The sequence below is a fragment of the Macellibacteroides sp. genome, from assembly GCF_050251695.1.
Classification (GTDB): Bacteria; Bacteroidota; Bacteroidia; order Bacteroidales; family Tannerellaceae; genus Macellibacteroides; species Macellibacteroides fermentans.
On the sequence record NZ_JBFWMI010000051.1, the window covers coordinates 1 to 25,668 of the forward strand.

Here is a 25,668-nt window from a genome sequence, read left to right on the forward strand (position 1 = left end):
AGAACCTTTCACCGGGCGAGCTTACCAACGGATACAAGATTCGTCGCGCTGCCATCGACCTGAACATTCCGCTTATCACCAATGCGCGTCTGGCCTCTGCCTTCATCACCGCATTCTGTACCTTAAGCGAAGACGATATTCAGATCAAGAGCTGGAGCGAGTATAAATAATCGCTTTAACATAAAAAATAGATGCTCTGCAACAAAATTGTTTGCAGAGCATTGTTTTTTAGTTACATTTGTCGAAGAAACAATTCAATATGGATACTAAACTGAATGCAGCCACAGCCATTTCTCAGCTTCTTTCACCACTTAATGAAGACCAGCTCGAGATATTCGCTTCTATCCTTATACGAACGGAGCTAAAGAAAAACGAATTACTGTTTAAGGAAGGTCAGATCAGCGATCAGATAGGGTATGTTTACAAGGGTATGGTCCGGCAGTTCTATTACAAGAACAACCGCGAACTTACGGAACACTTTGCTTGTAACGGATCTATGTTTATCTGCATCGAAAGCTTCCTCCGCCAGAAGCCAACTCCTCTGAAGGTGGAGGCCATTGAACCCTCTGTAGTGTACGGAATACCCTACCATCCCCTGGAAGAATTGTCGAAGGAATACTACGAAATCGGACTTCTCTACCGTAAAATGCTGGAGGCATCGCTTATCTTATCGCAGCGGAAAGCAGACTCCATCCGCTTCGAATCGGCACGCGAGCGCTACGAACGTCTGCTGAAGAACAACCCCGAAATCATTCGTCGCGCCCCTTTGAGTCAGATTGCCTCCCTGCTGGAGATGACCCCCGAAACCCTAAGCCGCGTACGGGCCGGTACCCTATAAGGTTAGCTGTTCAAGGCTTCCAATAGCTTGTCGACAGCCATTTCGGGCGAAGCCGACGATCCCAGAAGCTGTACGAACTTACTCCCAACAATTCCACCGGAGGCATTGCTGCAGGCTGCATCGAAGGTAGCCTTGTTTGAAATGCCGAATCCGATCAACCTCGGGTTGCGAAGCTGCATGGAGTTGATGCGACGGAAGTAATCCTGCTTCTGTTCTGTAAAACTCTGCTGGGCACCGGTAGTGGAGGCCGACGATACCATGTAGATAAATCCGTCGGTATGGGCATCAATCAGACGGATACGTTCTTCCGATGTTTCGGGCGTAATCAGCATCACCACCTTCACGTTGTACTTTTCTGCCGTCTCCTTATAGTCCGCCAGGTAATCGGCAAAGGGCAGATCGGGAATAATCACCCCGTCTATTCCGCATTCGGCACACGAACGGCAAAAGTTTTCGAACCCGTACTGCATGATCGGGTTGAGGTACCCCATCAGTATCAGCGGTATATTTACCTCTTCGCGTATATCCCGCAGCTGGTCGAACAACACCCGCAGCGACATACCGTTGCGCAGGGCACAGGTAGACGACTCCTGAATAACCGGACCGTCGGCCATGGGATCCGAAAACGGAATCCCTATCTCCACCAGATTGATTCCCTTCTGTTGCAATGCTTTCAAGACTCGGGTGGTATCGTTCAGGTTAGGATAACCTGCGGTAAAGTAAACCGACAAAATATTATTCTGTCTGGTTTTAAATAAAGTCGTTATACGATTCATACGACGTAATTTTTTTATTGATTTTACAAATTCTTTCAGCTTATCAACCTCCTTCATCCCCGGTGTCGTTTCGAAGCCACTGTTCAGGTCAACCCCCACCCAGTAGGGATGGGCAAATTCCGTAAGGTCACCCAAGCTGTCGGGATTAATCCCGCCGCTCAGCAAGAAAGGCGTCTCCCCTTTGTAGGCAGATAAAACGGACCAGTCAAAACGCTTGCCCGAACCACCATATCCGGCACATTTGGTATCAAACAGATAATAGTTGCAGCAGCCTTCGTAGGCAACGGTAGCCTGCAGATCGGCTTCGGTTTCGATGGCGAAAGCCTTGATGACCGGAATCCCCGCCTGACGCAGTTCCCAGCACAGGGCCGGCGACTCGCTGCCATGCAGCTGCACCATATCCAACCCGTACCGTTTCACCGTATTCCACACCTCCGAACCATCGGCATCCACAAAAACACCCACCTTCTTGATATGTCCCGGCAACGTCTCAGGCACATACTCCGTAAACCGTTTGGAGGCCCCGTAAAAGATGAACCCCATCCAATGAATATCCAGAGCAGACAACCGGCTGATATTATCCGGGTCGCGCATTCCACAAACCTTGATCAACATGGTATAGCCTCTTTAAAATGAGTGAGAGTAAGTCCCGGGTCCGCCTCCTTCATAAACGTCTCCCCAATCAGGAACCCCCGGTACCCTACCTTACGCAGGCGGGCAATCAGCTGCGGATCGGCAATGCCGCTCTCCGAAACCTTCAGCACCTCTTTGGGCAGCAGTTCGGCCAGACGGAACGAATTCTCCACGTCCGTATGAAACGACCCCAGATTCCGGTTATTCACCCCCACCATATCCACGTGCGGATTCAGGTGATCCAGTTCCTGCTGGCTGTGAACCTCCAGCAATACCTCCAGCTGAAGCGAGTGAGCCGTTTCGGCCAGGCTTAGGCACTCCGCAGGCGTAAGGCAGGCGGCAATCAGCAATACCGCATCCGCACCCATCACACGGGCCTGGTATAACTGGTAACTGTTAATAATAAAATCTTTCCGCAGCAAAGGCAGATCCACCACCTTGCGTGCCGTAGCCAGATCCCCCAGCGAACCCCCGAAAAACAGACTGTCGGTCAGCACCGAGCAAGCCGATGCCCCTGCCAGCTCGTAAGCGGGAAGTACCTCGCGCACATTGGCTTCCGGATGCAGCCACCCCTTGGAGGGCGACTTCCGTTTAAACTCGGCAATGATACCCGCTTCAGAAGCAGCCAGAGCCGCCCGCATCGAACGAGTGGGCAAGTCAAGGCGCGTACTGCCCATGCTAACCAAAGTCTGCAACGAGATGGCCTCCTCCTGACGGGCCACCTCAATCCGTTTGTTTGCAATAATATCTTGTAAAATATCTTTCATTGTCTTATCAATTAAATACAATAAACAATCCCCTCCAATCAACTGTTCAACGCTACAAACTTTTTAAAAGTAGCCAACGTCTTACCACTCTCCAGCGATTCGCGGGCAATGGCCAGACACGATTCGACCGACCGTTCCGGTTCGATCACCCGGATGGCAAAGGCCGCGTTTATCAGCACACAATCCCGCTGCGCATCCGTACACTGGTTACGCAACACCCGGTCGAACAGCAAAGCAGCCTCTTCCGGCGTCTCACCCCCGTATAACTCCGTAGGATCTATGCGTTTCAGTCCCAGCATCTCGGGCGTATACACCTTTTCGGTGGTAGCCGTAGCCACCTTGAAGGGAGCCGTAAGCGAAATCTCGTCGTACCCGTCCATACTGTGAACCACCGCAAAATTAGCCAGACTCTGCTGGTAGCTGTAACTATACAACCGCAGCAACGGCAGGTTGTACACACCCAGTAACTGATACGCCGGACGGCACGGATTGATAAGCGGTCCCAGCATATTAAAGAACGTACGCACCCCCAGACTCTTACGTATGGGCGCCACAGCCTTCATGGCCGAACTGAACAGCGGTGCATGCAGGTAAGCCATGTTGCATCCATCCATGGAAGCCCTCAGCTTATCATTGTCGGCCGTAAACTTCACCCCGTGCTGCTCAATCACGTTAGACGAACCACTCACCGACGTAGCCCCGTAGTTACCCTGCTTTACCACCGGATAACCCGCACCCGCCACCACAAAACAGGCCGCAGTCGAAATGTTGAAGGTGTTCTTTCCATCACCACCCGTACCCACGATATCCAGCGGCTTATATTCCGCCAGATCCACCGGCACCCGCATCTCCAGCAAGGCATCGGTAAAGCCGGTCAGCTCCTCCACGGAAATGTTACGCATCAGAAACACCGTGATAAGCGAAGCAATCTGGGTGTCGGTATATTTGCCGGCCACCATATTCTGCAATATCTCGCGTGCCTCCTCCTTGCCAAGATACTGGTGTTCAAACAATCTGTATAATATCTGTTTCATACCCTTATGCATTTAACCAGTTTGCAATCAACTCAATCCCTTTAGGCGTAAGCACCGATTCCGGGTGGAACTGAATGCCCCGCACATCGTAGCAGCAATGGCGCAACGCCATAATCTCGCCTGCATCATCCTGGGCTGTAATCTCCAGGCAGTCGGGAAAGTTCTCACCGCTCACCACCCACGAGTGGTAACGCCCCGCCTCGAAGCTATCGCCCAACCCGTTGAACAGGTAGTCGCTTTCCATCACTCTGATTACCGAGCTGATGCCATGATGCACCTCCTTCAGGTTCTCCAGCCGGGCCCCGAAAGCCTCGCCTATGGCCTGTTCGCCCAAGCAAACCCCCAGGATACTTTTGGTAGGCGCATACCTTTTAATCACATCCAGCAAAATACCCGCTTCGGATGGGATACCCGGTCCCGGCGAGAGTAAAATCTTATCAAAGCGCTCAATCTCGTCCAGTCCGATGCAATCGTTGCGATGCACCTCCACATCCGTAAACCCCAGTTGTTTCACGATATGAAGCAGGTTATAGGTAAACGAATCGTAATTATCCAGTAACAATATCTTTTTCATATACAATCTGATTTTACTATTAATTCTTTAATGTGGCAGCCAGGTCGATCGCCTTTTTCAACGCCGCCAGCTTACGGTTGGTCTCCTCCAGTTCGCGGGCATCATCACTTTTAGACACAATGCCTGCCCCCGCCTGATAGTACAACTTATTGCCCCTGCTTACAAACGAACGGATGGTGATGGCCTGGTTCAGGTCGCCGTTAAACCCTATAAACCCGATACAACCCCCGTAGGCACCCCGGTTATGATGTTCAATCTCGCTGATCAGCTGCATGGCACGCACCTTGGGTGCACCACTCAACGTACCCGCCGGAAAGGTATCAATGTAAGTCTTCACCGGATTACTCTCCGGATTCAACGCACCGCTCACCCTCGAAACCAGGTGAATCACATGCGAGTAATACTGAGGCTCCTTGTAAAAATCCACCTTCACATCGTGGGCGTTCCTGCTCAAATCATTACGAGCCAGATCCACCAGCATCACATGCTCTGCATTCTCCTTCGGATCGTTCAGCAACGCCTCCGTAAGCAACTTATCCTGCAACAAGTCGCCCGTACGGAAAGCCGTTCCCGCAATAGGATCGATGCTGGCGCGACCGTTGCTCACCTTGCAATGGGTTTCGGGCGAGGAGCCGAAGATACGGAAACCTCCAAAGTCGAAATAAAACAGGTAAGGCGACGGATTGATACTCCGCAACGCACGGTACACCTTGAAATCGTCACCCCTGAAAGCCTGCTTGAACTGACGCGCCAGCACAATCTGGAACACATCCCCCCGCATGCAATGAGCCACCCCCTTGCGCACCATGGCACGGTACTCATCGTCCGTAATGGGACTCGTCTCCTTGCCATCCGGAATAAAATTGTACGACGCATAGTTGCGGTTCTCAATCATCGTCTCGATACGCTCCATCTCGCTGGCTTCGCCCTCGCGCAACAGCTCTATCAGGGTAAGCTCGTTCTTGAAATGGTTGAACACTAAAATATATTTATACAAAAGATAATACATATCCGGCGCATCGTTCTGTGCATGGTGACTCTCCATCACCTCTATCTTCTCAAAATAGCGAACCGCATCAAAGGCGGTGTAACCGAACAAACCGCAAACTTCGCTGTTGTCGCCCTCCACCTTAAACCGTTTCAGGAAATCGTTCAGCGCATCCGCCACTGTATAGGCATCCGTAACCGGCAGCTCCTCCGTGTGATTATCCGGATAGCGCATGGTACTCATTCCGCTGTTAATGCCAATGCTGGCAATGGGACAGAGGGCGATAAACGAAAGACTGTTCTCGTTGGCATGAAAATCCGAGCTTTCCAGCAAGGCCGACTCAGGATACATATCCCGTACCTTTAGGTAAATGCTCACCGGCGTATGTAAATCGCCCAATATCCTTTTGCTGTGTGTCTTATAACTGTAGTTCATAGAAGTATGCTGTTAAGTGGGTATGTTATTTCATCGAATCAATGTACGTATCCATATCCTTGTCGCCGCGCCCCGAAACCGTAAGCACCACCACATCGGTAGGTTTAAAAGAAAGCTTGGGCAAAGCACCCAGGGCATGAGCCGATTCCAGCGCCGGAATAATCCCTTCCAGCCGGGTAAGTTCGAAGGCCGCATCCAGCGCCTCGCGGTCGTCCACTGCCAGAATCAGGGCACGTTTGGTAGCCGATAGATTGGCATGAAACGGACCGATACCCGGATAATCCAAACCTGCCGAGATAGAGTAAGGCTCCTCGATCTGTCCGTCTTCACTCTGCATCACCAGGGTTTTCGATCCGTGGATGATACCCATCCGTCCCAGCTGGATGGTAGCCGCCGATTCGCCGGAATCAATCCCTTTGCCACCCGCTTCAGCCAGTACGATCTGCACCTCCGGATTATCCACAAAATGATAAATGGTACCCGCCGCATTGCTTCCGCCGCCCACACAGGCAATCAGGTAATCCGGATTCTCGCGTCCCTCTTTCTCCAGCAACTGCTTTTTAATCTCCTCGCTTATAACAGACTGCAGGCGAGCCACCATATCGGGGTAGGGGTGTGGCCCCACGGTAGAACCGATAATGTAAAACGTATCCGCCGGGTTACAGCACCAGTCGCGTATGGCCTCGTTGGTAGCATCCTTCAGCGTCATGTTGCCCGATGTAACCGGACGAACCTCGGCACCCAGCATCTTCATCTTCTGCACATTCACATGCTGGCGCTCCACATCCGTCTTCCCCATGTACACGATACACTTCATATCCATCAGGGCACAAACCGTAGCTGTGGCCACCCCGTGCTGACCGGCACCCGTTTCTGCGATGATGCGCGTTTTGCCCATGCGCCGGGCCAGCAGAATCTGTCCGATGGTATTGTTAATCTTATGTGCACCCGTATGGTTCAGATCCTCGCGCTTCAGGTAGATGCGGCAGCCGTAGCGGGCAGACAGGCGGTTGGCCAGGTAAAGCGGCGACGGCCTCCCCACGTAATCACGCAACAAAGCATCGAACTCCTGTTTAAAGTCGGCACTCTGCAGCACCTTCAGGTAAGTATTCTTCAAGTCTTCCACACAGCGGTGTAAAATTTCCGGAATGTAAGCTCCTCCAAATTCACCGTAATAACCCTCTTCGTTAACCAGATACGTTTTCATTCTATTTTGTTTTTTATTAAATTCTGCAAATTAAAAAAGGCCTGTCGCAAGAGCGGCAGGCCTTCTAAAATATCTTATACTTTATGGATATACACAGGACTGTTCCTTACGACTTTGTGAGTTGTAAGAAGCGCCACCAATATGTATTAACCATTATAGTTCTCATTTCTTTTGTTGTTATATCGGCAGCAAATGTATATCTTTTCTGATAATCTGCAAATAATTCGTCCTTTTTTTTGTATTTTTTTTTCTTCGCAGCACCTGGAAGGGTTACGAATAACCCCCAAAAGGGTATTAATCTAAATAATAATCGCATATTTGTAAATCGAAAAGGGTTGATTATGAATACAAAATACAAAGCACAAATCGATTCCGTATTGCACTATGTGAATCAGCAAATAGGCAATGATTGGTCGGCTTCAGCCTCTCACGCATTCAATAAAGCGACACAGGCCGATTTGTTGGCGGGGATAGCCTGTATGTCCGTCCGCAATTTTCAGCTTTATTTCAAGCTCTATCTCAACGAATCCTTTGGCGAATACATCGACAGAGTGAGACGCGAGCTGGCCCTGCAGCTCATTGCTGAAGGGAGGTACACATCCACCCAGATAGCCGAAAGGATAGGATATGCAAACGATACAGCCCTGTACAACGTACTCGATAAGAAATACAATCTAACACCCTCCCAGTATCGTCAACTCGTACGGCAGAGCAAATCAGCCGAAACCAAAAAACTAAGCTGCAGCATCCGGTGCATGCAGGAAACTCCCGTTATATTTCTCTCCTTTATCGGAGATTATAACAACTACTCCAGCACCTTTTTCGAAGCCGAAAGTTGGGATAAACTGTATACCTTTGCCCTTTCGTATGACATTTTGCCCGAGGACGAATCCTATTGGGGGATATGTTACGATACCACCGAAATAACCGACCCCAATAAATGTCGCTTTTATGCTTGTATGACCGTTACAGATAAACCACGATTAAAGGTAACAGACCCAATCAAATACATGCAGATTCCAGCCGGCGAGTATGCCGTATTCACCCATGTTGGCCCATACTACTACCTCGATCAATTTTACGAACCGGCCATCCAATCCATTCCCGAAGGTTACCAAATGAATGATGATCTTATTCTGGAACATTATCTAGACAACGAAGACCGCCCCGTATCACAGTATCAAACCGAAGTCTGGATCCCGATACAACGAGTATAGGTTAGGGTACTTTCACCTCTTTAGAACCCGTTTTCCAGGGCTGAGCTCTATATTGAATCTCTTTTTTATATGGAGCATTTTTAAGCTCAATTAATACCGGGCATTTGATAAAGTACCGGTAAGGTAAGTCAAGATGTTCTTTATAACTATCAAAGTTCTTAACTCCGTAGTCTTTAGCTGCTTTGTCCTTATCATAGCGAATGTATCGGACCGTTCTATAGATATCATGTTTGGTTTCAACAGGTTTACGCTCTATAACAGGTAATTCATTTACCCTGCGTTCGAAAGCACAGAAAGAATCAAAAAGTTTCCAGCAACATTTAAGAGGACCTATAGTCGCAGTTCTGTCATCCTTTACTAAACTCCGGATCAATATCCCTCCAAAGAAGTTTTCGCCAGCTTCACTTGTCTTTTCGAAGCCTTTTTCAGACCAACTTTCAAACGATAGATCCATCCCGCTGTTATGGAAGAACCAGTTGCCTTTACCGATTGTGCGGGGATAAGTAATATAGTCTTTATGTCCTTTATCAAAATAATAGAATTCAATCTCTAGGAAATCATAGGTAGAGTCGCCCTTTTTGATATGATATTCGTTGAATAACTTTTTTGCAATGGCATCAAATATTTCCCCAATTGCTTCATTTCTTTTTTCGATAGGGTAAGTTTGCAATAGGCTTTTAACGTCTAATAATTCGAGAAGCGGGTAGTCATTTAGATTTTTGTTCATAATAGTATATTTAATTTTTACGATTCTGTTTCTTTAATTCTTTGAGAATCTTCTTTTGGTTTTTGGCAATCATCTGACTCCCATTTACCCATCTGTTGAGTTTTGTTCCAATCCAGAACAGAACTATAAATACAACGATAAAGATAACAAGTTCTTTCATATAAATTAATTTTTAAGATAAACATTTCATGTAATATATTGAAATTTTGGGATATTTCTTAGCGAAAGCAGCGATGTTATATTGACCCATGAAAATGATCTCTTCATCTGAGAAGCTAAGATTCGAACCATCCTTTATGTAGGATTCGGATTGATCTTCATTTTCAAAACGATTCATTAACCGATTAAAAAGATCATCTAATACCTCTTTATTTATCATATCATTTAAATTTTAATGTTCCACGATATACAGTTTAAAGCACCACCAAGTTCCACAATCTCTGCAATATTAACCTGTTCAATTTGATGTTCATTAAATAGGTCCGAAAATTGCTTGAATGCCAGTTTATCCTCCGGAGCACCAATGGCAGGCAGCAGAATAAACGAACCAACCTGCAGGAAGTTGATGTATTCCCAACTCAGTTTAGAGCGTTTGGCAACCCTGTAGTCCAGTTCCACAATATCATAAAAGCCCTCCAAAGCATTAATCAGCTTTTTGCGCAGGGCAATATCAAAATTGATGTAATTATTCAGAAGAATTCGCTCCTTATCGATATAGCGCACCATCCCATCAGCATGGCCATATTTTTCGTATCTATCCCAGGGAATAATAATAACCCGGCATTGAAAAACCTCCTCCAGTGTATCGTATAGCTGCCATTTGGTAAAAGTTGGATTTTCGGCATACACCTTGTCGGTCATAATTACAGCATCCCTGCATTTTATAATGTTACCCCCATCAAGCACAACATCAATTTTCTGAGTAGGGATATGTAAATGGTTGCAACAACCTTTCGGATCAGTAATAAAAGCCCGTTTGCTTTGCAGGTAATCCGGATTGTATTTGTACTCAATAAACACCGATTCAGCAATCTGTACAGGCATAAAATCCCTTATCCAGTAATCCTTCGTAAAGGGCAACAGCTCGAAATTGATGCAATGCCACTTCAGCACTTCGCTTATGGAATTAAAGCAAGCAAAATCCCTAATCCATTCCGAAAAGTAAACCATATTGGTATCATAGTCAGTCAGCAACATCCTATCCGTATTAAGTTTATACAAAACTACCCCAAACACCTAGATAGACCATTACTCAAAAGTGCAGAAAAATGGTATTAGATTTCTTTTCATGCGATATTAATTATATCTTCGTATGACACGCAATCCATTATTATTCGCACTTTTTACGCGTATGCACTTGGTTGAAAGGGTTGCTTCCGATATTCCTCGTATGCAGGAAGCCATGCAGGAAGCCAAACTTCCTGAACCGGAGTTTCATACAGATGGTATGTTTACGGTTGTGCTCAAGCGTAAACAAAACAACTATGCCACCAATGACATAGTAAATGGCATAGTAAATGGCATAGTAAATGAGAATGAGCAAGCGATAACAATCCTTCTTAGAGCTAAGCCTGGATTAAATGCATCAGAAATTGCAGAAAGCATTTCTAAAAGCTGGAGAACCACTATGCGTTATCTAAAATCTTTAAACGAAAAAGGATTAATAGAATTTCGTGGTGCACCGAAGACTGGAGGCTACTATATCAAAGATTAATAATAAATAGAACTAATCTTATATAGACATTGATTCATATAATAAACAACTATTTCTTGTCATCCAGTTTGTCCTGAAAAGCTGGTATTTTGCTTAAATCAATGTCAAGTGGGGGTATGTAACAACCTTTTACATGGTGCTCGGGGTAGTAGTTTTCGACCCAAACGCCCAGTTTCGGCTTTTTAGCTTTGGGTGCTGCATCTTCTGCCGCTTTATCGCCTCCGTTGGCCTGCTTGTATTGGGCGCTTTTCTTACCCACAATGCAGTCGTAAGCTACTATGGAGATGCGGGATCCACCTCTTAATCGGTCAACACGGATGATGTTTTCGCTTGTAAACTCTGCCATGATGCGGTTCCATTGCCTGCGTTCGGTTTTAAAAAAAGCGGCTAGTTCTTGCTGATTCACAATCAGCTCTCCCCTGAAGCAGGTGTAGATTCGTCCGTCCAGCACAACATCGCCTTTGGCAAAGTAGGCCTTTTGGTAGAAGTAGCTGAGGATATCTGCTCTGAGGGCTGTCTTTTTACAGCTGCTCTGCTGGTTATCCAATATCACCCGGGGGATGATGCAGTATCCGCTTTTAAGTAAGTTTTCTAACGCAAAAAATTTATTCATCGTATCGATTTTTAAGGTAATTAATAATGTTATAATTAAATGTCCTATCCTAATGTCGTCTACTTCCCTGTATTGATGCGGGTTTTGACTTCGAAATGTCCTATCTTATGTCCTAAGCTTCTTAAATATATAATGCATATTCAAGATAGTTTTAAAAAAAACCGGAATTCAAAGACTTTCCATTACTGATAAATGCTTCAGACAATCGCTATTGTCTTCCCGGATCTGTTTTTGCCCTCCGGCCGGGCTTTGGTAAAATCGCTTCCGCAAACGGAGGTGATTTGTTTCGTGCAATGTTTGAAATTGCTTTCGGCTGCAATGATACGACATATTTTGGAAGGTCAAGTTATACTTTTTTGACGGTGTTATTAATCTTTAGATTATTAAGGTTTTGTATTAAATGTTTGAACTACAGTGTTATAATTCTTTATTGCTGACTTTTTTTTGACGAAAAACTATTCATTTTGTATAATATTAAAATTAAAATATTTTTTTATCAGCTTGCAGATACGCTTTATTGCACATCTTCTGGAGGTAACTCTTTTACTTTTAAGTGATAATAATTACCTGTCGTCTGTTTGTTACAGGAAGGAATAAATTACCTATAATCTTAGTCTGAAGAAGATTGCGAGTACATGTTTATCTCGTCTTAGATTAATCACTGCAGGTTAAGTTACATGTGTTTATCTCTACAAGCTTTCCCCGTTTTAAATCAATTGATTTCAGGACTCAGATAAGTTTATTTGAGCGTTGAAATAAGCTTATTTTGAAGAGCAAATAAGCTTATTTTGGAAAGGAAATAGTTTGTGTTCCATTTTCCGTGCTTCGATTTAGGACAAAAAACTCTAGTCAGAAATGCTGAAAGCATACGGTAAGTGTACTTATCTTTACTTAAGTGGACAAATGCGGACACAAGTGGACACAGGTGGATTTGTGTCTTTGGGCGGTGGTATATTTGCATCAACAACCAGATCTTTTTCGCAATATGAGATATTTATTTCGCAATTGTGGGAAACTGATAAATTATATATGATTATTTTTACATGCATTGAAACGATAAAGTCTATGAAACAATTTTGGTTAACCTTGTTACTCGCTATTATTACAGTCGCCCCCGATCTTTATTCGCAGGAAAGTCCCGTCGATAAGGATAGGGCATGGAGGCATATTGAATCCTGTTTTACACCTCCTGCCCGGTTCAGGGACAGCGTGGGTGATTATCGGTCGGCGTTACGGTTCTATAATGGAGATATGGTTGCCAACCCCACGGAATGGAAAAGCCGCAGAAATGAAATCTTAGCGAAATGGAATGCCATGCTGGGAGAGTGGCCGCCATTGATTGAAAATAACTACCTGCAGATTATCAGCAAGGTGTTACGAGAAGACTTTATACAGTATACAGTGCGCTTCCGGTGGACCCCGAATGAATTTACCACAGGCTACCTGCTTGTGCCCGTTGGTGAAGGGAAAAAACCGGCCGTGATTACTGTTTTCTATGAGCCGGAAACGGCCATCGGACTGAGCGATAAACCGAACCGTGATTTTGCTTACCAGCTTGCGAAAAGGGGATTTATCACCCTTTCCATCGGGACCAAAGAGGCCTCCGAAGCAAAAACATACGCACTGTTCTATCCTGAATTAAATCATGCAACCATCCAGCCTCTGTCTATGCTGGCCTATGCCGCTGCAAACGCATGGAATGCCTTGTCGCGGTTTCCCGATGTAGATTCTACACGCATCGGAATTGTTGGTCATTCCTTCGGGGGGAAATGGGCGATGTTTGCCTCTTGTCTGTTCGATAAATTTGCCTGTGCTGCCTGGTCGGATCCCGGCATTGTATTTGACGAAACAAGGGAATCTGTAAACTACTGGGAGCCTTACTATCTGGGTTACCACCCGCAGCCCTGGAGGCCGAGGGGTGTTATAAGTAAAGATAATCCGGCAAAGGGATTGTATCCCGAGTTGAGAAAAAAGGGCTTCGATCTGCACGAATTACATGCCTTGATGGCCCCAAGACCTTTCCTGGTTTCAGGAGGTTCGGAAGATCCGGTTGAACGTTGGATTCCTTTAAACAGAACGATTGAAGTATATAAATTGCTGGGCTATGAAAACAGGGTGGGCATGAGTAACAGGCCGGCTCATTCTCCTACAACCGCATCAAACGAGATTATTTACTCATTTTTTGAATATTATCTGAAGTAGATTTTGGGAATTTATTTATGTATGAAAAAAGTGTAAGATGCGGATTATCGTATTTTTAAATTAGTTGAATTGTAATTGGCCTTAGGAATGGTTCCCCGTTTTAGTTACGAAGATTTAAATTCACTTATTAAAGTTGATTCTTTAAGGTTTATCACATAAACCATTAATTGAAGATTTGGAATTGTGAGCTATTGTTTAAATACCTGAATACAAGTCTGATATAGACTTTTAAGGATAAATAAAGCCAGTTAGCATTGACTAACTGGCTTTATTATTATTAAATTACCGCTTTGCATATTTTATTACATGGCAATTTTAAATGATTTATTTCCTGTTTTAACGATATAAATCTTTTGAGGAGCAACAGTAATTCGAACAATGTGGTCTGTTATTTTTATTTTCTGCAGCAAAGATCCTGAAACACTGTAAATATCAACAAGATTTCCCAATTTTCCACCCTGAACGATAATAGAACCATTTTCTGAATACACATTTAAGTTGCCAGCATCTGTATCGGAAATTGATGTGATAACTTGTTTTATAATATTAAATTTACCCCAATATGGATCATTCAGATAAGCAGAATAGGCTACTTCCGGTACATATAATTCGCAGGTATTATAGATATTGGAGAATGTTTCTGACTCAATTTGTGGAGGAGTAGTTGCTTCACAATAAATCTGTTTTAGTAGGCATTCATTAAATGCGTAATCTTCAATATCTGTTACACTATTTGGAATAGTTATAGTCGTTAATCCTGAGTTTCTAAAAGCTGCATATTCAATTGTTGTTACACTATTTGGAATAGTTACAGAAATTAGTGAAGTACAGTCATGAAAAGAGCTTTGTCCAATTAATTTTACATTATTTGGAATAGTAACAGAAGTTAATCCTGTGCATTCATTAAAAGCCCAACCTTCAATTATAGTAACACTTGTTGGAATAGTTATGGAGGTTACTCCTTTGCAATTTCTAAAAGCCGAACTTCCAATGATAGTCACACTGTTTGGAATAGTTACAGAAGTTAATCCTGAGCAATAACTAAAAGTAAAATCATTGATTTTGGTCACACTGTTTGGAATAGTTACAGAAGTTAATCCCGAGCATTGATAAAAAGCTGAATTTCCAATTGCTGTAACCCCGTTTGGGATTGTTACAGACGTTAATCCTGTGCAAAAACTAAAAGCCGAACTTCCTATGGAAGTCACACTGTTTGGGATTGTTACAGACGTTAATCCTGAACAAGAACTAAAAGCCGAACTTCCTACGGAAGTGACACTGTTAGGAATAGTGACAGATGTTAATCTTCTACAAAAACTAAAAGCCGAACTTCCTATGGAAGTAACACTCTTTGGAATAGTAACAGAAGTTAATTCTGTGCAATTACTAAAAACACCATTTCCAATTACAGTTAATCTATTGGGAACCGTTATAGAAGTTAATTTTTTACATCCAGTTAAAGCAAAGTTTCCAATTTGAGTCACACTATTTGGAATCGTTATAGAAGTTAATTCTGTACATCCTACAAAAGCATAATCCCCAATAGAAGTAACACTATTTGGAATAGTTAAAGCAATTAATCCTATGCAACAATAGAATGCGTTATTCCCAATTACAGTAATACTATTTGGAATTGTTACAGACGTTAATCCAAAGCAATTGCCAAATGCAAAATCTCCAATTTTAGTAACATTATTTGGCAAAATTACAGAAGTTAATGTATTACATCCATAAAAAATACCTTCGCCGAAGGTATTTGACCCAGAGTAAAGTTTTCTACCAGACAGATTTATATAATAGTCTCCGCCGGCTACAATTTTAATTTTAGCAAGATCCAGAACAGATAGACTTCCATAAGTAAACTGTGTATCGGCATCACTCCCAGCCATTTCGCGTATGTAGCGAATATCGGTTCCATTTAGATTGCCGGTTAAAGTTAGGTTTGTAATTTGATTCTTTTGTGATGTAGGGATCAATTCAGGCAGAGTTCCTGCTGTTTCAACATTAATTGTTAATGAAACAGTTTCTTGAGCATTGATATTGATTGATATCAATGCAATGATAAGTAACAAAAGATGTTTAGTGGATTTCATAAATGATGTATTTAGGGATAAGTGTCACAAACATATAAAAGTTTCGATAGATAAACTATAGATTGTTGATGTTTAACATATTAATTCGATTTAAATGATTTGTGTTTTTATCAACTCAAAACGGTTGATAGTATAAAATCAATCAAATATTGTTGATTTTCTCTACCCGCTCATGCAACGAATCGGGGTGTTTATGCGTCTTAATTAGTATAGAAACAGGTGGTATGAACAGGAGATTGTTTTTGTTTTTGAATTTGACGGCCTTGCTGTTGATGGTGGGTTTTACGGGGTGCGACGACGACGATGACACCGCCCGGCAGGCCATTGTGGGGAAATGGGTGAATGTTACCGGCGACGAGGGCCATGTGCCTGTGGATACCGATTTCAGCATGGAGTTTCTTTCTGATGGTACGGTGTTGTATCACGATGATCTGATGACCCTGACTGCCAGGCCTTCGAAGTACGAGATTGCAGGGAAGTTCCTGTACCTGTACTATGCAAACGGAGCCGGTGCCGACGAGCCTGCGGATGTGTTTATCTTTCATTTCTCCGACGATTTTAATAGGTTGGAGCTTAAAAATGTGCTTTCGTCCATGCTTGAACCTATGGTGTTCAAGCGTTTGAAATAAAAATTGCGGATTTCCTGACAGAGGGTCTGTGTCTGCTTTAACGTGGATGCGGACCCTTTTTTTTGCAAACTGACAAAGATTCAGTTTTTAAAAGGAATTTTAGTAGTACGAACTGCCTTATTAGAAATAAAATAGCTATTTTTGTGCTTCAAAACAATAAAGTAAATAGTTAGGTAAGATGTCTGCAACGAAAAAAATCAAACGCGCACTGGTATCGGTATACCATAAGGAGGGATTGGATGAAATTTTAACAAAGCTTCACCGTGAGGGCGTTAGCTTTGTTTCTACGGGAGGAACGCAAACTTTTATTGAATCTTTGGGAATTCCCTGCGATGCGGTGGAAGACCTTACGGGGTATCCGTCTATTTTGGGTGGCCGTGTTAAAACACTGCACCCCAAGGTTTTTGGTGGTATCCTGACCCGCAGGGATAATCCTACGGATAACGAACAGATTGCGCAGTACGAAATACCTGAGATAGACCTGGTGATTGTTGACCTATATCCTTTCGAGGATACAGTGGCTTCGGGGGCCGAAGATCAGGCAATTATTGAAAAGATTGATATAGGTGGCATTTCGCTGATACGCGCTGCTGCTAAAAATTATAAGGATGTGGTGATTGTGGCTTCCAAAGCGCAGTACAAACCACTTTTACAGTTACTGGACGAGCAGGGTGCCGTTACCTCGCTGGAAGACCGCCGTTGGTTTGCCAAGGAGGCCTTCATGGTTTCGTCTGGTTACGACAGTGCGATTTTCTCTTACTTCGACGGGGGCGAGGGTTCTGCCTTCCGCTGTGCCGTAAACGATGCCAAGGTGCTTCGTTATGGCGAGAATCCGCATCAGAAGGGCTTGTTCTACGGGAACTTCGAAGCGATGTTCGAACAGCTGCAGGGTAAGGAGATTTCGTATAATAACTTGTTGGACATTGATGCTGCCGTAACGCTGATCAATGAGTTCGACGAACTTACATTCGCCATCCTGAAGCACAACAACGCCTGTGGTATCGCATCGCGCAGCACTGTGCTGGAAGCCTGGAAGGATGCGCTTGCCGGCGATCCGGTTTCTGCCTTTGGCGGTATCCTGATTACCAACGGCGTGATTAACAAAGAGGCTGCAGAAGAGATCAACAAGATTTTCTTCGAAGTGATTATCGCTCCGGATTACGATACGGATGCGCTTGAAGTGTTGATGCAAAAGAAAAACCGGATTATCCTGATCCGTAAAAATACGAAGACAGCCGATGTTCAGTTCCGTTCGTTGTTGAATGGTGTACTGGTGCAGGACAAGGACCTGAGCATTCAGACGGCTGCCGATCTGGAGGCGATGACAGACAAACAGCCTACATCGGCCGAAGTGGATGATTTGTTGTTTGCCAACAAGTTGGTGAAAAACAGTAAGTCTAACGCCATCACCCTGGTTAAGAACAAGCAGTTATGCGCCAGCGGTATCGGTCAGACTTCGCGTGTGGATGCTTTGAAGCAGGCCATCGAAAAGGCGGCCAGCTTTAACTTCGACCTGAAGGGTGCTGTAATGGCTTCGGATGCTTTCTTCCCTTTCCCCGATTGCGTGGAAATTGCAGATCAGGCGGGTATTACCGCGGTAATTCAACCGGGTGGTTCAATCAATGACAAGTTGTCTGTGGCTTATTGCAACGAGCATGGATTGGCTATGGTTAAGACGGGGGTTCGTCACTTCAAACATTAATGTTTTAAATTAGCAGAAAAAATGGGATTATTTTCTTTCACACAAGAGATAGCAATGGACCTTGGAACGGCCAACACGATTATTATCTGCAATGGTAAGATTGTGGTGGACGAACCTTCGGTGGTTGCCCTGGACCGCCGTACCGACAAGGTGCTGGCTGTAGGGGAAAAGGCACGTCAGATGCATGGTAAGACCCACGAGAACATCCGGACCATCCGTCCGCTTCGCGACGGGGTGATTGCCGACTTCTATGCGGCCGAGCAGATGATTCGCGGCATGATTAAGATGATAAACCCCAAAAGCCGTTGGTTTACGCCTTCGCTGCGGATGGTGGTTTGTATTCCTTCGGGCAGTACCGAAGTGGAATTGCGTGCTGTGCGCGACTCTGCCGAGCATGCCGGAGGTCGCGATGTATACATGATTTACGAACCGATGGCTGCGGCAATCGGTATCGGTATCGATGTGGAAGCGCCCGAGGGTAACATGATTGTGGATATAGGTGGGGGTACTACCGAAATTGCGGTTATTTCGCTGGGTGGTATTGTTTCCAACAAGTCTATCCGTATTGCCGGAGACGACCTTACGGCCGACATCATGGAGTACATGCGCAGACAACACAATGTGAAGGTGGGCGAACGTACGGCCGAAATGATTAAGATAAATGTGGGTTCGTCGCTTACTTCGCTGGAGAATCCGCCGGCGGACTATGTGGTGCATGGTCCTAATCAGATGACGGCCCTTCCGATGGAGGTGCCTGTTTCTTACCAGGAAATTGCCCACTGTCTGGAAAAATCTATTTCCAAGATGGAAGCGGCTATCCTGAGTGCCCTGGAACAGACTCCCCCCGAATTGTATGCCGATATTGTTCGTAACGGTATTTACCTGGCCGGAGGTGGTGCCCTGATGCGTGGGTTGGATAAGCGCCTGACCGATAAGATCGGTATCGCGTTCCATGTGGCGGAAGATCCGTTGCACGCTGTCGCGAAAGGAACCGGGGTGGCTCTGAAGAATATTGATAAGTTTAATTTCCTTATCCGATAATAAGTAATCCCCCGGGCGGTTGTCCGGGGGATCCTTTTAATTAGTAGCTATGCGGAAACTGCTTGATTTCCTGATTAGAAAAAGACATTGGTTTTTATTCCTTTTGCTGGAGATTGTATCGCTGGTGCTGGTGTATCGCAGCAATGCGTATCAGCGCAACATACTCTTTAGCTCGGGTAATGTGATTACCGGGAAAATTGCTTCCGTAACAGGTGCTGTAAATACGTACCTGAGTCTGCGTGATATAAACAAAGACCTGATGGAGCGTAACGGCCTGCTGGAGATGGAGCTGCTTCGCCTGCAGGACCAGATGGATGGATTGCTTGCCGATACGGTGGCTTTCCGTGGTTTCACCCCCGACTCGACGGAGGTGTTTGATTTCGACTTTATTAGTGCGGAGGTGGTGAGCAACAGCATCTCGTCGCAATTCAATTATATAACGATAAACAAAGGTAAGGCAGATGGTATCGCACCGGATATGGGGGTGGTTTCCTCCAAAGGTGTGGTGGGTATTGTTTCGGTGGTGAGCGATCATTATGCGGTGATCCTGCCGGTGCTTAATCCTAAATTCCGACTTAGTTGCAAGGTATTGCGCAGCAATAATTTCGGGTCGTTAACCTGGAACGGACGCGATCCGCGGATGGCCGACCTGGAGGAGCTGCCTCGTCACGTGGTATTCCAGAAAGGGGATACGGTGGTAACCAGCGGGTATTCCGCTATCTTCCCTTCGGGGATACGGGTGGGTACCATCGCGGCACACAAGAAGCAGCGCGACGATAATTTCTATACGCTGGAAGTGTTGCTGGCAACAGATTTTACATCGTTGCAGCATGTGCGTATTATAAATAATAAAAGGCAGAAAGAACAAATAGAAGTAGAACAAGAGGCGAAACGAAATGATTAATAATATACTGAGAGGTACGTTTTATTTTGTTGTGTTTGCATTGATTCAGATTTTTGTACTGAACAACATTCACTTCCTGCGCATAGCAACGCCTTTCCTGTACCTGTATTTTATATTGAAGTTGCCGGTGGGTACCTCCCGCTCGCTGGTTGTTTTCTTTTCCTTTTTAATGGGACTGGTGATTGATCTGTTTGCCAATACGCCGGGTATGCATGCTGCGGCCTGCACCCTGGTGGGTTTCTTGCGTGCTCCGCTTATCAATGTGATGATGGGGAACGAGCTGCCCGAAGGTGTTTATCCCTCTTTCAAGGTTTTTGGCTACGGTGGTTTTTTCCGTTTTTCGTTGTTTATCACCATATTGCATCATGTGGCTCTGTTCAGTATCGAGTCGCTCACCTTCTTTGATCCGCTCTTCATGCTGCTGCGTATCGTGGCCAGTGCGGCGCTTACGGTGCTGGTGATTTTTATCGTTGAGGCGTTTAATATCGAATCGCACAGGATAGATGGCTAACAGGGTATACAATGAGGAGAACAGGCAGTATGTGATTGGCGGGGCGGTTGTCTTGCTGGTTCTTATTTTTATTGCCCGTCTGTTCTATCTGCAGGTGCTGGATAACGATTACAAGGCGTGGGCCGATAGTAATGCGTTTCTTAAAAAGACATTGTATCCGTCGCGGGGGATGTTGTACGACCGTAACGGAAAGTTACTGGTGTATAACCAGCCTGCCTACGACGTGATGCTGATTATGCGCGAGATTCAGCCTTTTGATACAACCGACCTGTGTGATATATTGGGTATAACCAAGGCTCAGTTTATCAAACGGATGGGCGACATCAAAAACCGGAGACTTAATCCGGGTTACTCGTCGTATGTGCCTCAGGTGTTTATGAATCAGCTTTCGGCACAGGAGTACGGTGTGTTGCAGGAGAAATTGTATAAGTTTCCGGGTTTTTATATCCAGAACCGTACCATCCGCCAGTATCAGTATCCTTATGCCGCCCATGTGTTGGGTAACATAGGAGAGGTGAACCAGCGGGATATTCAGAAAGATCCCTACTATGTGCAGGGCGACTATTCGGGCCGCACGGGGGTTGAGAAGTTTTACGAAGAGATACTGCGTGGCGAGAAAGGGGTGGAGATTCTGCTCCGCGATGCCCACGGCAGGATAAAAGGCCGTTACGAAGAGGGCAAACACGATGTGGTGCCTCAATCGGGTAAAAATCTTACCCTGGCCATTGATATGGATTTACAGGCCTACGGCGAAAAGCTGATGCAGAACAAGCTGGGGGGGATTGTGGTGATTGAGCCCGAAACGGGCGAGATATTGGCCATGGTGTCGGCTCCAACGTTCGATCCCTCCATGCTGGTGGGGCGTATGCGCGGAAAGAATCATCAGCTGCTGGAGAAGGATCCCAACAAACCTTTGTTTGATCGCCCTATCATGGCCTACTACCCGCCGGGTTCGACCTTTAAACCGGTACAGGGACTTGTTTTCCTGCAGGAGGGTATCATATCGCCGCAAACCATGTACACCTGCTACCACGGATATCCGTTGCGTGGGGGCAAGCCCGCTTGTCACGGTCACGCTTCGCCTCTTAACCTGGTGTCTGCCCTGGCTACCTCATGCAACGCCTATTTTTGCTGGGGTTTGCACGATATGCTGGACAGCCGCAAGCGTTATCCCAGCATTCAGGAGGCTTTCGAGGTTTGGAAGAACCACGTGGTTTCCATGGGATACGGGTATAAGCTGGGTATCGATTTACCGGGAGAGAAGCGGGGGTACATTCCCAATAGTCAGGTTTACGACAAGATTTACCGCAAGCGCTGGAACTCCAGCACGATTATATCTACAGCCATCGGTCAGGGTGAAATTACCTCTACTCCGTTGCAGATTGCCAATCTGGCAGCTACCATCGCCAACCGGGGGCATTTTTATACGCCCCACGTGGTGAAGAAGATTGAAGATATGCCGCTGGATACCTTGTATACAAAGAAAAGAAAGACCTCCGTCGATTCGCATTATTACGATTATATTGTGGAGGGGATGGTCCAGGCTGTGGCAGGTGGTACCTGCCGGGGTACTTATCTGCCGGATATCGAAGTGTGCGGTAAGACGGGTACGGCCGAGAATCCTCATGGAAAGGACCATTCCATCTTTATGGGGTTTGCTCCGAAGGATCATCCTAAAATTGCCATTGCAGTGTTTATCGAGAACGCGGGTTTTGGTGCCGAATATGCTGTGCCCATCGGGAAGTTGATGTTTGAGAAGTACCTGCGGGGAGAGATTCCGGAAGCAAGCAAGGCTACGGAAGAATTTATTGTTAATTCAGTTATAATGCCGGGAAATGCCTTATAGAAAAATAGATACATGGAGGTCGGTCGACTGGTTTACCATCGCTTTGTATGTGATTATGATCATCATGGGGTGGATAAGTATCTGCGGTGCCAGTTACGAGTTCGATAATACGGGACTGTTCAGCCTGGACGGTCGTGCCGGGTCGCAGCTTATGTGGGCCGGGATGGCTGTGGGACTTATTTTTGTGATCCTGATGCTGGAGAGTGATTTCTACGATATTTTTGCCTATGTCTTTTATATAGGTATGATTTTACTGCTTATCGCCACCATTTTTCTGGCTCCCGACATCAAGGGTTCGCGTTCCTGGCTGGTGCTGGGGCCCATCCGCTTGCAGCCGGCCGAGTTTGCCAAGTTTGCCACGGCACTGGCGGTGGCAAAGCTTATGAGTTCCTACGGATTTACGCTTTCCAATGTCCGTAACTTTGCACTTACCCTGGGGCTGATCCTGCTGCCTATGTTGCTGATTATGATGCAGAAGGAGACGGGTTCGGCGTTGGTGTACCTGGCCTTCTTTTTGGTGTTGTATCGCGAGGGTATGTCCGGCTACATCTTGCTTACAGGTGTTTGTGCGGTGGTGTTCTTTGTTACTTCCATGAAGTTTTCGGATGTGTTGTGGGGCATTACGCCTTTGGGACAGTTTCTGGTATTTCTGATGGTATTGCTTATTACGCCTTTCCTGGTACAGGTTTTGCGCAGGGACGGTCTGGTGGTGAAGGTGATTCTGATAACGGTGGGGAGTGCCTTTCTGATCGGTTACCTGGTTAATTTCTTTGTTCCGGTTAATTTCCTCTGGATTGCCTGGGGACTGATGGCTGCTTTGGTGATTTACCTTGTTTATCTCTCCTTGAGGGGGTGGGTACGGCAGTATGCGATGATTGCTTTGTTTGCCGTAGGTTCTGTAGGTTTTCTGTACTCGGTGGATTATGTGTTCGACGAGATTATGGAACCGCATCAGCAGATTCGTATCAAGGTGTCACTGGGATTGGAAGACGACCCCAGCGGTGCGGGGTATAATGTGAATCAGTCCAAGATTGCCATCGGTTCCGGTGGATTTTCCGGTAAGGGATTCCTCAATGGGACGCAGACCAAATTAAAGTATGTACCCGAACAGGATACGGATTTTATTTTCTGTACGGTGGGTGAGGAGCAGGGCTTTGTAGGGGCGGCATTGGTGGTGATCTTGTTTGGGGTCTTTATCTTGCGGCTGATCACTCTGGCCGAACGGCAACACGGCACGTTCCAGCGTATTTATGGGTATTCCGTGGCTTCCATCTTTTTCTTCCACGTGGCTATTAATATAGGAATGGTAACGGGACTTACTCCGGTTATCGGAATTCCGCTACCATTCTTTAGTTATGGAGGTTCCTCCCTGTGGGGATTTACCATCTTGCTGTTTATCTTCCTGCGTATGGATGCTGCCCGTAACGAGCGGCTCTGATTACGGCGACTGTATCACGCGCATGCCTATCTCCTGGATGCCGGGAAGCGAGTCGTTTCGCATACCCTGGCGGATACTGAAGGTGTACTGCCCCGTATGGGAGAAGGTATACCTTTTTCGCAGGGGGAAGCTGGACTGAAACAGGGAAATTCCCTTGCCGTGCCATTTTCCGCGGTTATCTGCCAGCATGCATTGCAACGTATCCCGCTTAAGCGGACCGATAGGTTGTTCTTCACTATAAAATACCCATAGGTCTTGAAAGGGATACAGGTTGTTGTTCCTTATCTCGAGGGTTACATCGTATGGCACACTGATATCGCTCACTTGAAATGAGAAATAGTATTCTTTATTCTTCTCCCATACCGCATTTTCAATGGGCTGGTACTGGTCGTACAGAGCCGGTTGCGTACAGGAGAAGAACAGAGTGGCCAACAGGCAAATCAACAGGGAGTTACGCTTCGGGCGTTGGTCCGGGGTTGTTTCCGCTTTGCGCATTGTCATTGTTTCTGGACTTATCACCTTTGTTACGCTGTCTGTTTTTACGTTTGTTGCGGGGGTTGCCTCCTTCACGCGGTGCATTGTTGTCGCGCGGTGCTGCATTGTCGCGTACCGGATTTTCCTTGTTTTCTTTTCCTTCCGGCTGGTTGTTTTCGCGAGCTTCGCGTTGCACATTATCGCGTGGATTGGCATCGCGGTTCCCGTTTTCGCGGTTGGGGCGGTTGGGCCTTTCGCGGTTGTCACGTGGATTGCGGTTATCGCGGTCGCGGTTTTGTTCGCGGTCGGGTTTGTTCCCCTTGGGCTGGTTACCTTCGTTTGGGTTGCCTGCCTTTTTGACTGGCGACTGGTTTTCGGTTACCGGTGTTACTTTCTTAACCAACGAATCGCCTTCTGCAGAGGCTTTTACGGGCCCTTGCTCTCTGTCGCCACCTTCGTTGGGACGCTTCTTTTTCTTCTTCTTTACGGTGTTGTCGAAACGGGTTACACTTTCCTGTCCCAATATATCCTGGGCATCTCTTTTAGGTGCTTCGGGCTTGGTATCGCCTTCCAGGTTTACGGGTTTATTACCCCTTTTGTTCATTCCGATGATATCAAAGGCCCTGTCGGCCGAAATCGTTACCAGGTTGGCTGCAAACGATCTGTCGGTAGAGTAGGTGATTTCTCTCTTGAATATATCGGTCTTGAAATGGTAATAATTGCTGTCTTTTGTTTCAAGTACCACTTCGCGTGACGGGAGTCTTTTTTGTGCTTCCACATAGGAATCCACTTCGTAGTTGATACAGCACTTAAGTTTGGCACATTGACCGGCCAGCTTTTGCGGATTCATGGATATGTCCTGATAGCGGGCCGCACCCGTGGCAACGGATACAAAGCTGGTCATCCAGCTGGAACAGCAAAGTTCGCGGCCGCAGGGACCGATTCCTCCGATTCGTCCGGCTTCCTGACGGGCACCGATCTGTTTCATCTCGATGCGTACGCGGAAGGCATCGGCCAATACTTTGATAAGCTGACGGAAGTCCACACGCTCATCGGCTATGTAATAGAAAATGGCCTTGTTGCCGTCTCCCTGGTATTCCACATCGCCAATCTTCATATTCAGGCCCAGCTCGGTAGCAATTTGCCGCGAACGGATCATCGTGGCATGTTCCTTGGCCTTGGCCTCTTCAAACTTCTCTATATCATTGGGTTTAGCCTTGCGGTAAACCTTCTTTACCTCGGTCCCTTCGGTACGTGCATTGTTCTTTTTCATTTGAAGCAGAACAAGTTTGCCGGTTAGGGTTA

General features: G+C 46.0%; 23 protein-coding genes and 2 pseudogenes. 11 read left to right on the forward strand and 14 right to left on the reverse strand.

Annotation, left to right across the window (positions count from 1 at the left end; translation table 11 throughout):
• Positions 1 to 259: 259 nt before the first annotated feature.
• On the forward strand, positions 260 to 838 hold the full coding sequence (locus AB7E53_RS09000) for a Crp/Fnr family transcriptional regulator (protein WP_079682761.1): 579 nt from the start codon (positions 260 to 262) through the stop codon (positions 836 to 838).
• 2 nt (positions 839 to 840) lie between these two features.
• Here AB7E53_RS09000 and trpA read toward each other — a convergent pair whose 3' ends face one another.
• The 7 genes and pseudogenes from trpA to trpB all read right to left on the reverse strand — a co-directional run bounded on the left by trpA (position 841) and on the right by trpB (position 7,252).
• Complete coding sequence (gene trpA, locus AB7E53_RS09005; RefSeq protein ID WP_246303386.1) at positions 841 to 1,614, reverse strand: tryptophan synthase subunit alpha; 774 nt, start codon at positions 1,612 to 1,614, stop codon at positions 841 to 843.
• Between the two features lie 33 nt (positions 1,615 to 1,647).
• Positions 1,648 to 2,229, reverse strand: a pseudogene (locus AB7E53_RS09010) (phosphoribosylanthranilate isomerase); the annotation flags it as partial.
• Entirely contained in the window at positions 2,223 to 3,014 is a 792-nt protein-coding gene (trpC, locus tag AB7E53_RS09015) for an indole-3-glycerol phosphate synthase TrpC (protein WP_421467754.1), read from the reverse strand. The gene trpC and the pseudogene AB7E53_RS09010, both read right to left, overlap by 7 nt.
• 38 nt (positions 3,015 to 3,052) lie before the next feature.
• On the reverse strand, positions 3,053 to 4,048 hold the full coding sequence (gene trpD, locus AB7E53_RS09020) for an anthranilate phosphoribosyltransferase (protein WP_446775263.1): 996 nt from the start codon (positions 4,046 to 4,048) through the stop codon (positions 3,053 to 3,055).
• Positions 4,049 to 4,052: 4 nt separating this feature from the next.
• Positions 4,053 to 4,622 carry an anthranilate synthase component II gene (locus tag AB7E53_RS09025; protein ID WP_446774262.1) on the reverse strand — a complete coding sequence of 190 codons (570 nt, stop codon included), beginning with the start codon at positions 4,620 to 4,622 and terminating at the stop codon, positions 4,053 to 4,055.
• Positions 4,623 to 4,641: 19 nt separating this feature from the next.
• Positions 4,642 to 6,045 carry an anthranilate synthase component I family protein gene (locus tag AB7E53_RS09030; protein ID WP_350455616.1) on the reverse strand — a complete coding sequence of 468 codons (1,404 nt, stop codon included), beginning with the start codon at positions 6,043 to 6,045 and terminating at the stop codon, positions 4,642 to 4,644.
• 25 nt (positions 6,046 to 6,070) lie between these two features.
• The gene (gene trpB, locus AB7E53_RS09035) at positions 6,071 to 7,252 is read right to left on the reverse strand and encodes a tryptophan synthase subunit beta (protein ID WP_421467752.1); all 1,182 of its coding nucleotides are present in this window, start codon (positions 7,250 to 7,252) and stop codon (positions 6,071 to 6,073) included.
• A gap of 341 nt (positions 7,253 to 7,593) precedes the next feature.
• On the opposite strand from trpB, the gene AB7E53_RS09040 reads away from it, so the two are divergent.
• Complete coding sequence (locus AB7E53_RS09040) at positions 7,594 to 8,469, forward strand: AraC family transcriptional regulator (protein WP_446775265.1); 876 nt, start codon at positions 7,594 to 7,596, stop codon at positions 8,467 to 8,469.
• A 1-nt stretch (position 8,470) separates the two neighbouring features.
• Here AB7E53_RS09040 and AB7E53_RS09045 read toward each other — a convergent pair whose 3' ends face one another.
• The 3 genes from AB7E53_RS09045 to AB7E53_RS09055 all read right to left on the reverse strand — a co-directional run bounded on the left by AB7E53_RS09045 (position 8,471) and on the right by AB7E53_RS09055 (position 10,393).
• Positions 8,471 to 9,196 carry a hypothetical protein gene (locus AB7E53_RS09045; protein WP_446775267.1) on the reverse strand — a complete coding sequence of 242 codons (726 nt, stop codon included), beginning with the start codon at positions 9,194 to 9,196 and terminating at the stop codon, positions 8,471 to 8,473.
• Positions 9,197 to 9,206: 10 nt separating this feature from the next.
• Positions 9,207 to 9,356 (reverse strand): hypothetical protein, encoded by a 150-nt coding sequence (locus AB7E53_RS09050; RefSeq protein WP_446775269.1) that lies wholly within the window; start codon positions 9,354 to 9,356, stop codon positions 9,207 to 9,209.
• Positions 9,357 to 9,580: 224 nt separating this feature from the next.
• Positions 9,581 to 10,393, reverse strand: a complete 813-nt coding sequence (locus AB7E53_RS09055; RefSeq protein ID WP_321719653.1) for an agmatine deiminase family protein — start codon at positions 10,391 to 10,393, stop codon at positions 9,581 to 9,583.
• Positions 10,394 to 10,508: 115 nt separating this feature from the next.
• Between AB7E53_RS09055 and AB7E53_RS09060 the strand changes: the two are divergent.
• A pseudogene (locus AB7E53_RS09060) lies at positions 10,509 to 10,910 on the forward strand (ATP-binding protein); the annotation flags it as partial.
• 49 nt (positions 10,911 to 10,959) lie between these two features.
• On the opposite strand, the gene AB7E53_RS09065 reads toward AB7E53_RS09060, so the two are convergent.
• A complete protein-coding gene (locus AB7E53_RS09065) occupies positions 10,960 to 11,523 on the reverse strand; it encodes a hypothetical protein (protein ID WP_321719654.1) in 564 nt (187 codons plus the stop codon).
• 1,065 nt (positions 11,524 to 12,588) lie between these two features.
• On the opposite strand from AB7E53_RS09065, the gene AB7E53_RS09070 reads away from it, so the two are divergent.
• Positions 12,589 to 13,725, forward strand: a complete 1,137-nt coding sequence (locus AB7E53_RS09070; RefSeq protein ID WP_446775271.1) for a dienelactone hydrolase family protein — start codon at positions 12,589 to 12,591, stop codon at positions 13,723 to 13,725.
• A gap of 302 nt (positions 13,726 to 14,027) precedes the next feature.
• Here AB7E53_RS09070 and AB7E53_RS09075 read toward each other — a convergent pair whose 3' ends face one another.
• On the reverse strand, positions 14,028 to 15,818 hold the full coding sequence (locus AB7E53_RS09075; RefSeq protein WP_446775273.1) for a leucine-rich repeat domain-containing protein: 1,791 nt from the start codon (positions 15,816 to 15,818) through the stop codon (positions 14,028 to 14,030).
• Positions 15,819 to 16,042: 224 nt separating this feature from the next.
• Here AB7E53_RS09075 and AB7E53_RS09080 point away from each other — a divergent pair, with 224 nt between their 5' ends.
• From AB7E53_RS09080 to rodA, 7 genes are all read left to right on the forward strand, one after another.
• A complete protein-coding gene (locus AB7E53_RS09080) occupies positions 16,043 to 16,447 on the forward strand; it encodes a hypothetical protein (protein WP_068178790.1) in 405 nt (134 codons plus the stop codon).
• Between the two features lie 178 nt (positions 16,448 to 16,625).
• A complete protein-coding gene (gene purH / locus AB7E53_RS09085) occupies positions 16,626 to 18,149 on the forward strand; it encodes a bifunctional phosphoribosylaminoimidazolecarboxamide formyltransferase/IMP cyclohydrolase (RefSeq protein WP_446775275.1) in 1,524 nt (507 codons plus the stop codon).
• 21 nt (positions 18,150 to 18,170) lie between these two features.
• Positions 18,171 to 19,190, forward strand: coding sequence for a rod shape-determining protein (locus tag AB7E53_RS09090; protein ID WP_079682753.1), 1,020 nt, complete (start codon positions 18,171 to 18,173; stop codon positions 19,188 to 19,190).
• 49 nt (positions 19,191 to 19,239) lie between these two features.
• Entirely contained in the window at positions 19,240 to 20,094 is an 855-nt protein-coding gene (gene mreC / locus AB7E53_RS09095; protein WP_079682752.1) for a rod shape-determining protein MreC, read from the forward strand.
• On the forward strand, positions 20,087 to 20,605 hold the full coding sequence (mreD, locus tag AB7E53_RS09100) for a rod shape-determining protein MreD (RefSeq protein ID WP_079682751.1): 519 nt from the start codon (positions 20,087 to 20,089) through the stop codon (positions 20,603 to 20,605). The genes mreC and mreD overlap by 8 nt, the downstream gene beginning before the upstream one ends.
• On the forward strand, positions 20,598 to 22,451 hold the full coding sequence (gene mrdA, locus AB7E53_RS09105) for a penicillin-binding protein 2 (protein WP_446775277.1): 1,854 nt from the start codon (positions 20,598 to 20,600) through the stop codon (positions 22,449 to 22,451). The genes mreD and mrdA overlap by 8 nt, the downstream gene beginning before the upstream one ends.
• On the forward strand, positions 22,441 to 23,889 hold the full coding sequence (rodA, locus tag AB7E53_RS09110; protein WP_068178772.1) for a rod shape-determining protein RodA: 1,449 nt from the start codon (positions 22,441 to 22,443) through the stop codon (positions 23,887 to 23,889). Before mrdA ends, rodA begins: the two co-directional genes overlap by 11 nt.
• Here the strand turns inward: rodA and AB7E53_RS09115 are convergent, their stop codons facing one another.
• Entirely contained in the window at positions 23,890 to 24,384 is a 495-nt protein-coding gene (locus tag AB7E53_RS09115) for a gliding motility lipoprotein GldH (protein WP_245832524.1), read from the reverse strand. It lies immediately after the preceding gene.
• Positions 24,341 to 25,668: regulatory iron-sulfur-containing complex subunit RicT (gene ricT / locus AB7E53_RS09120; protein WP_446775279.1), on the reverse strand; the 1,328-nt coding region annotated here is incomplete at its 5' end. The genes ricT and AB7E53_RS09115, both read right to left, overlap by 44 nt.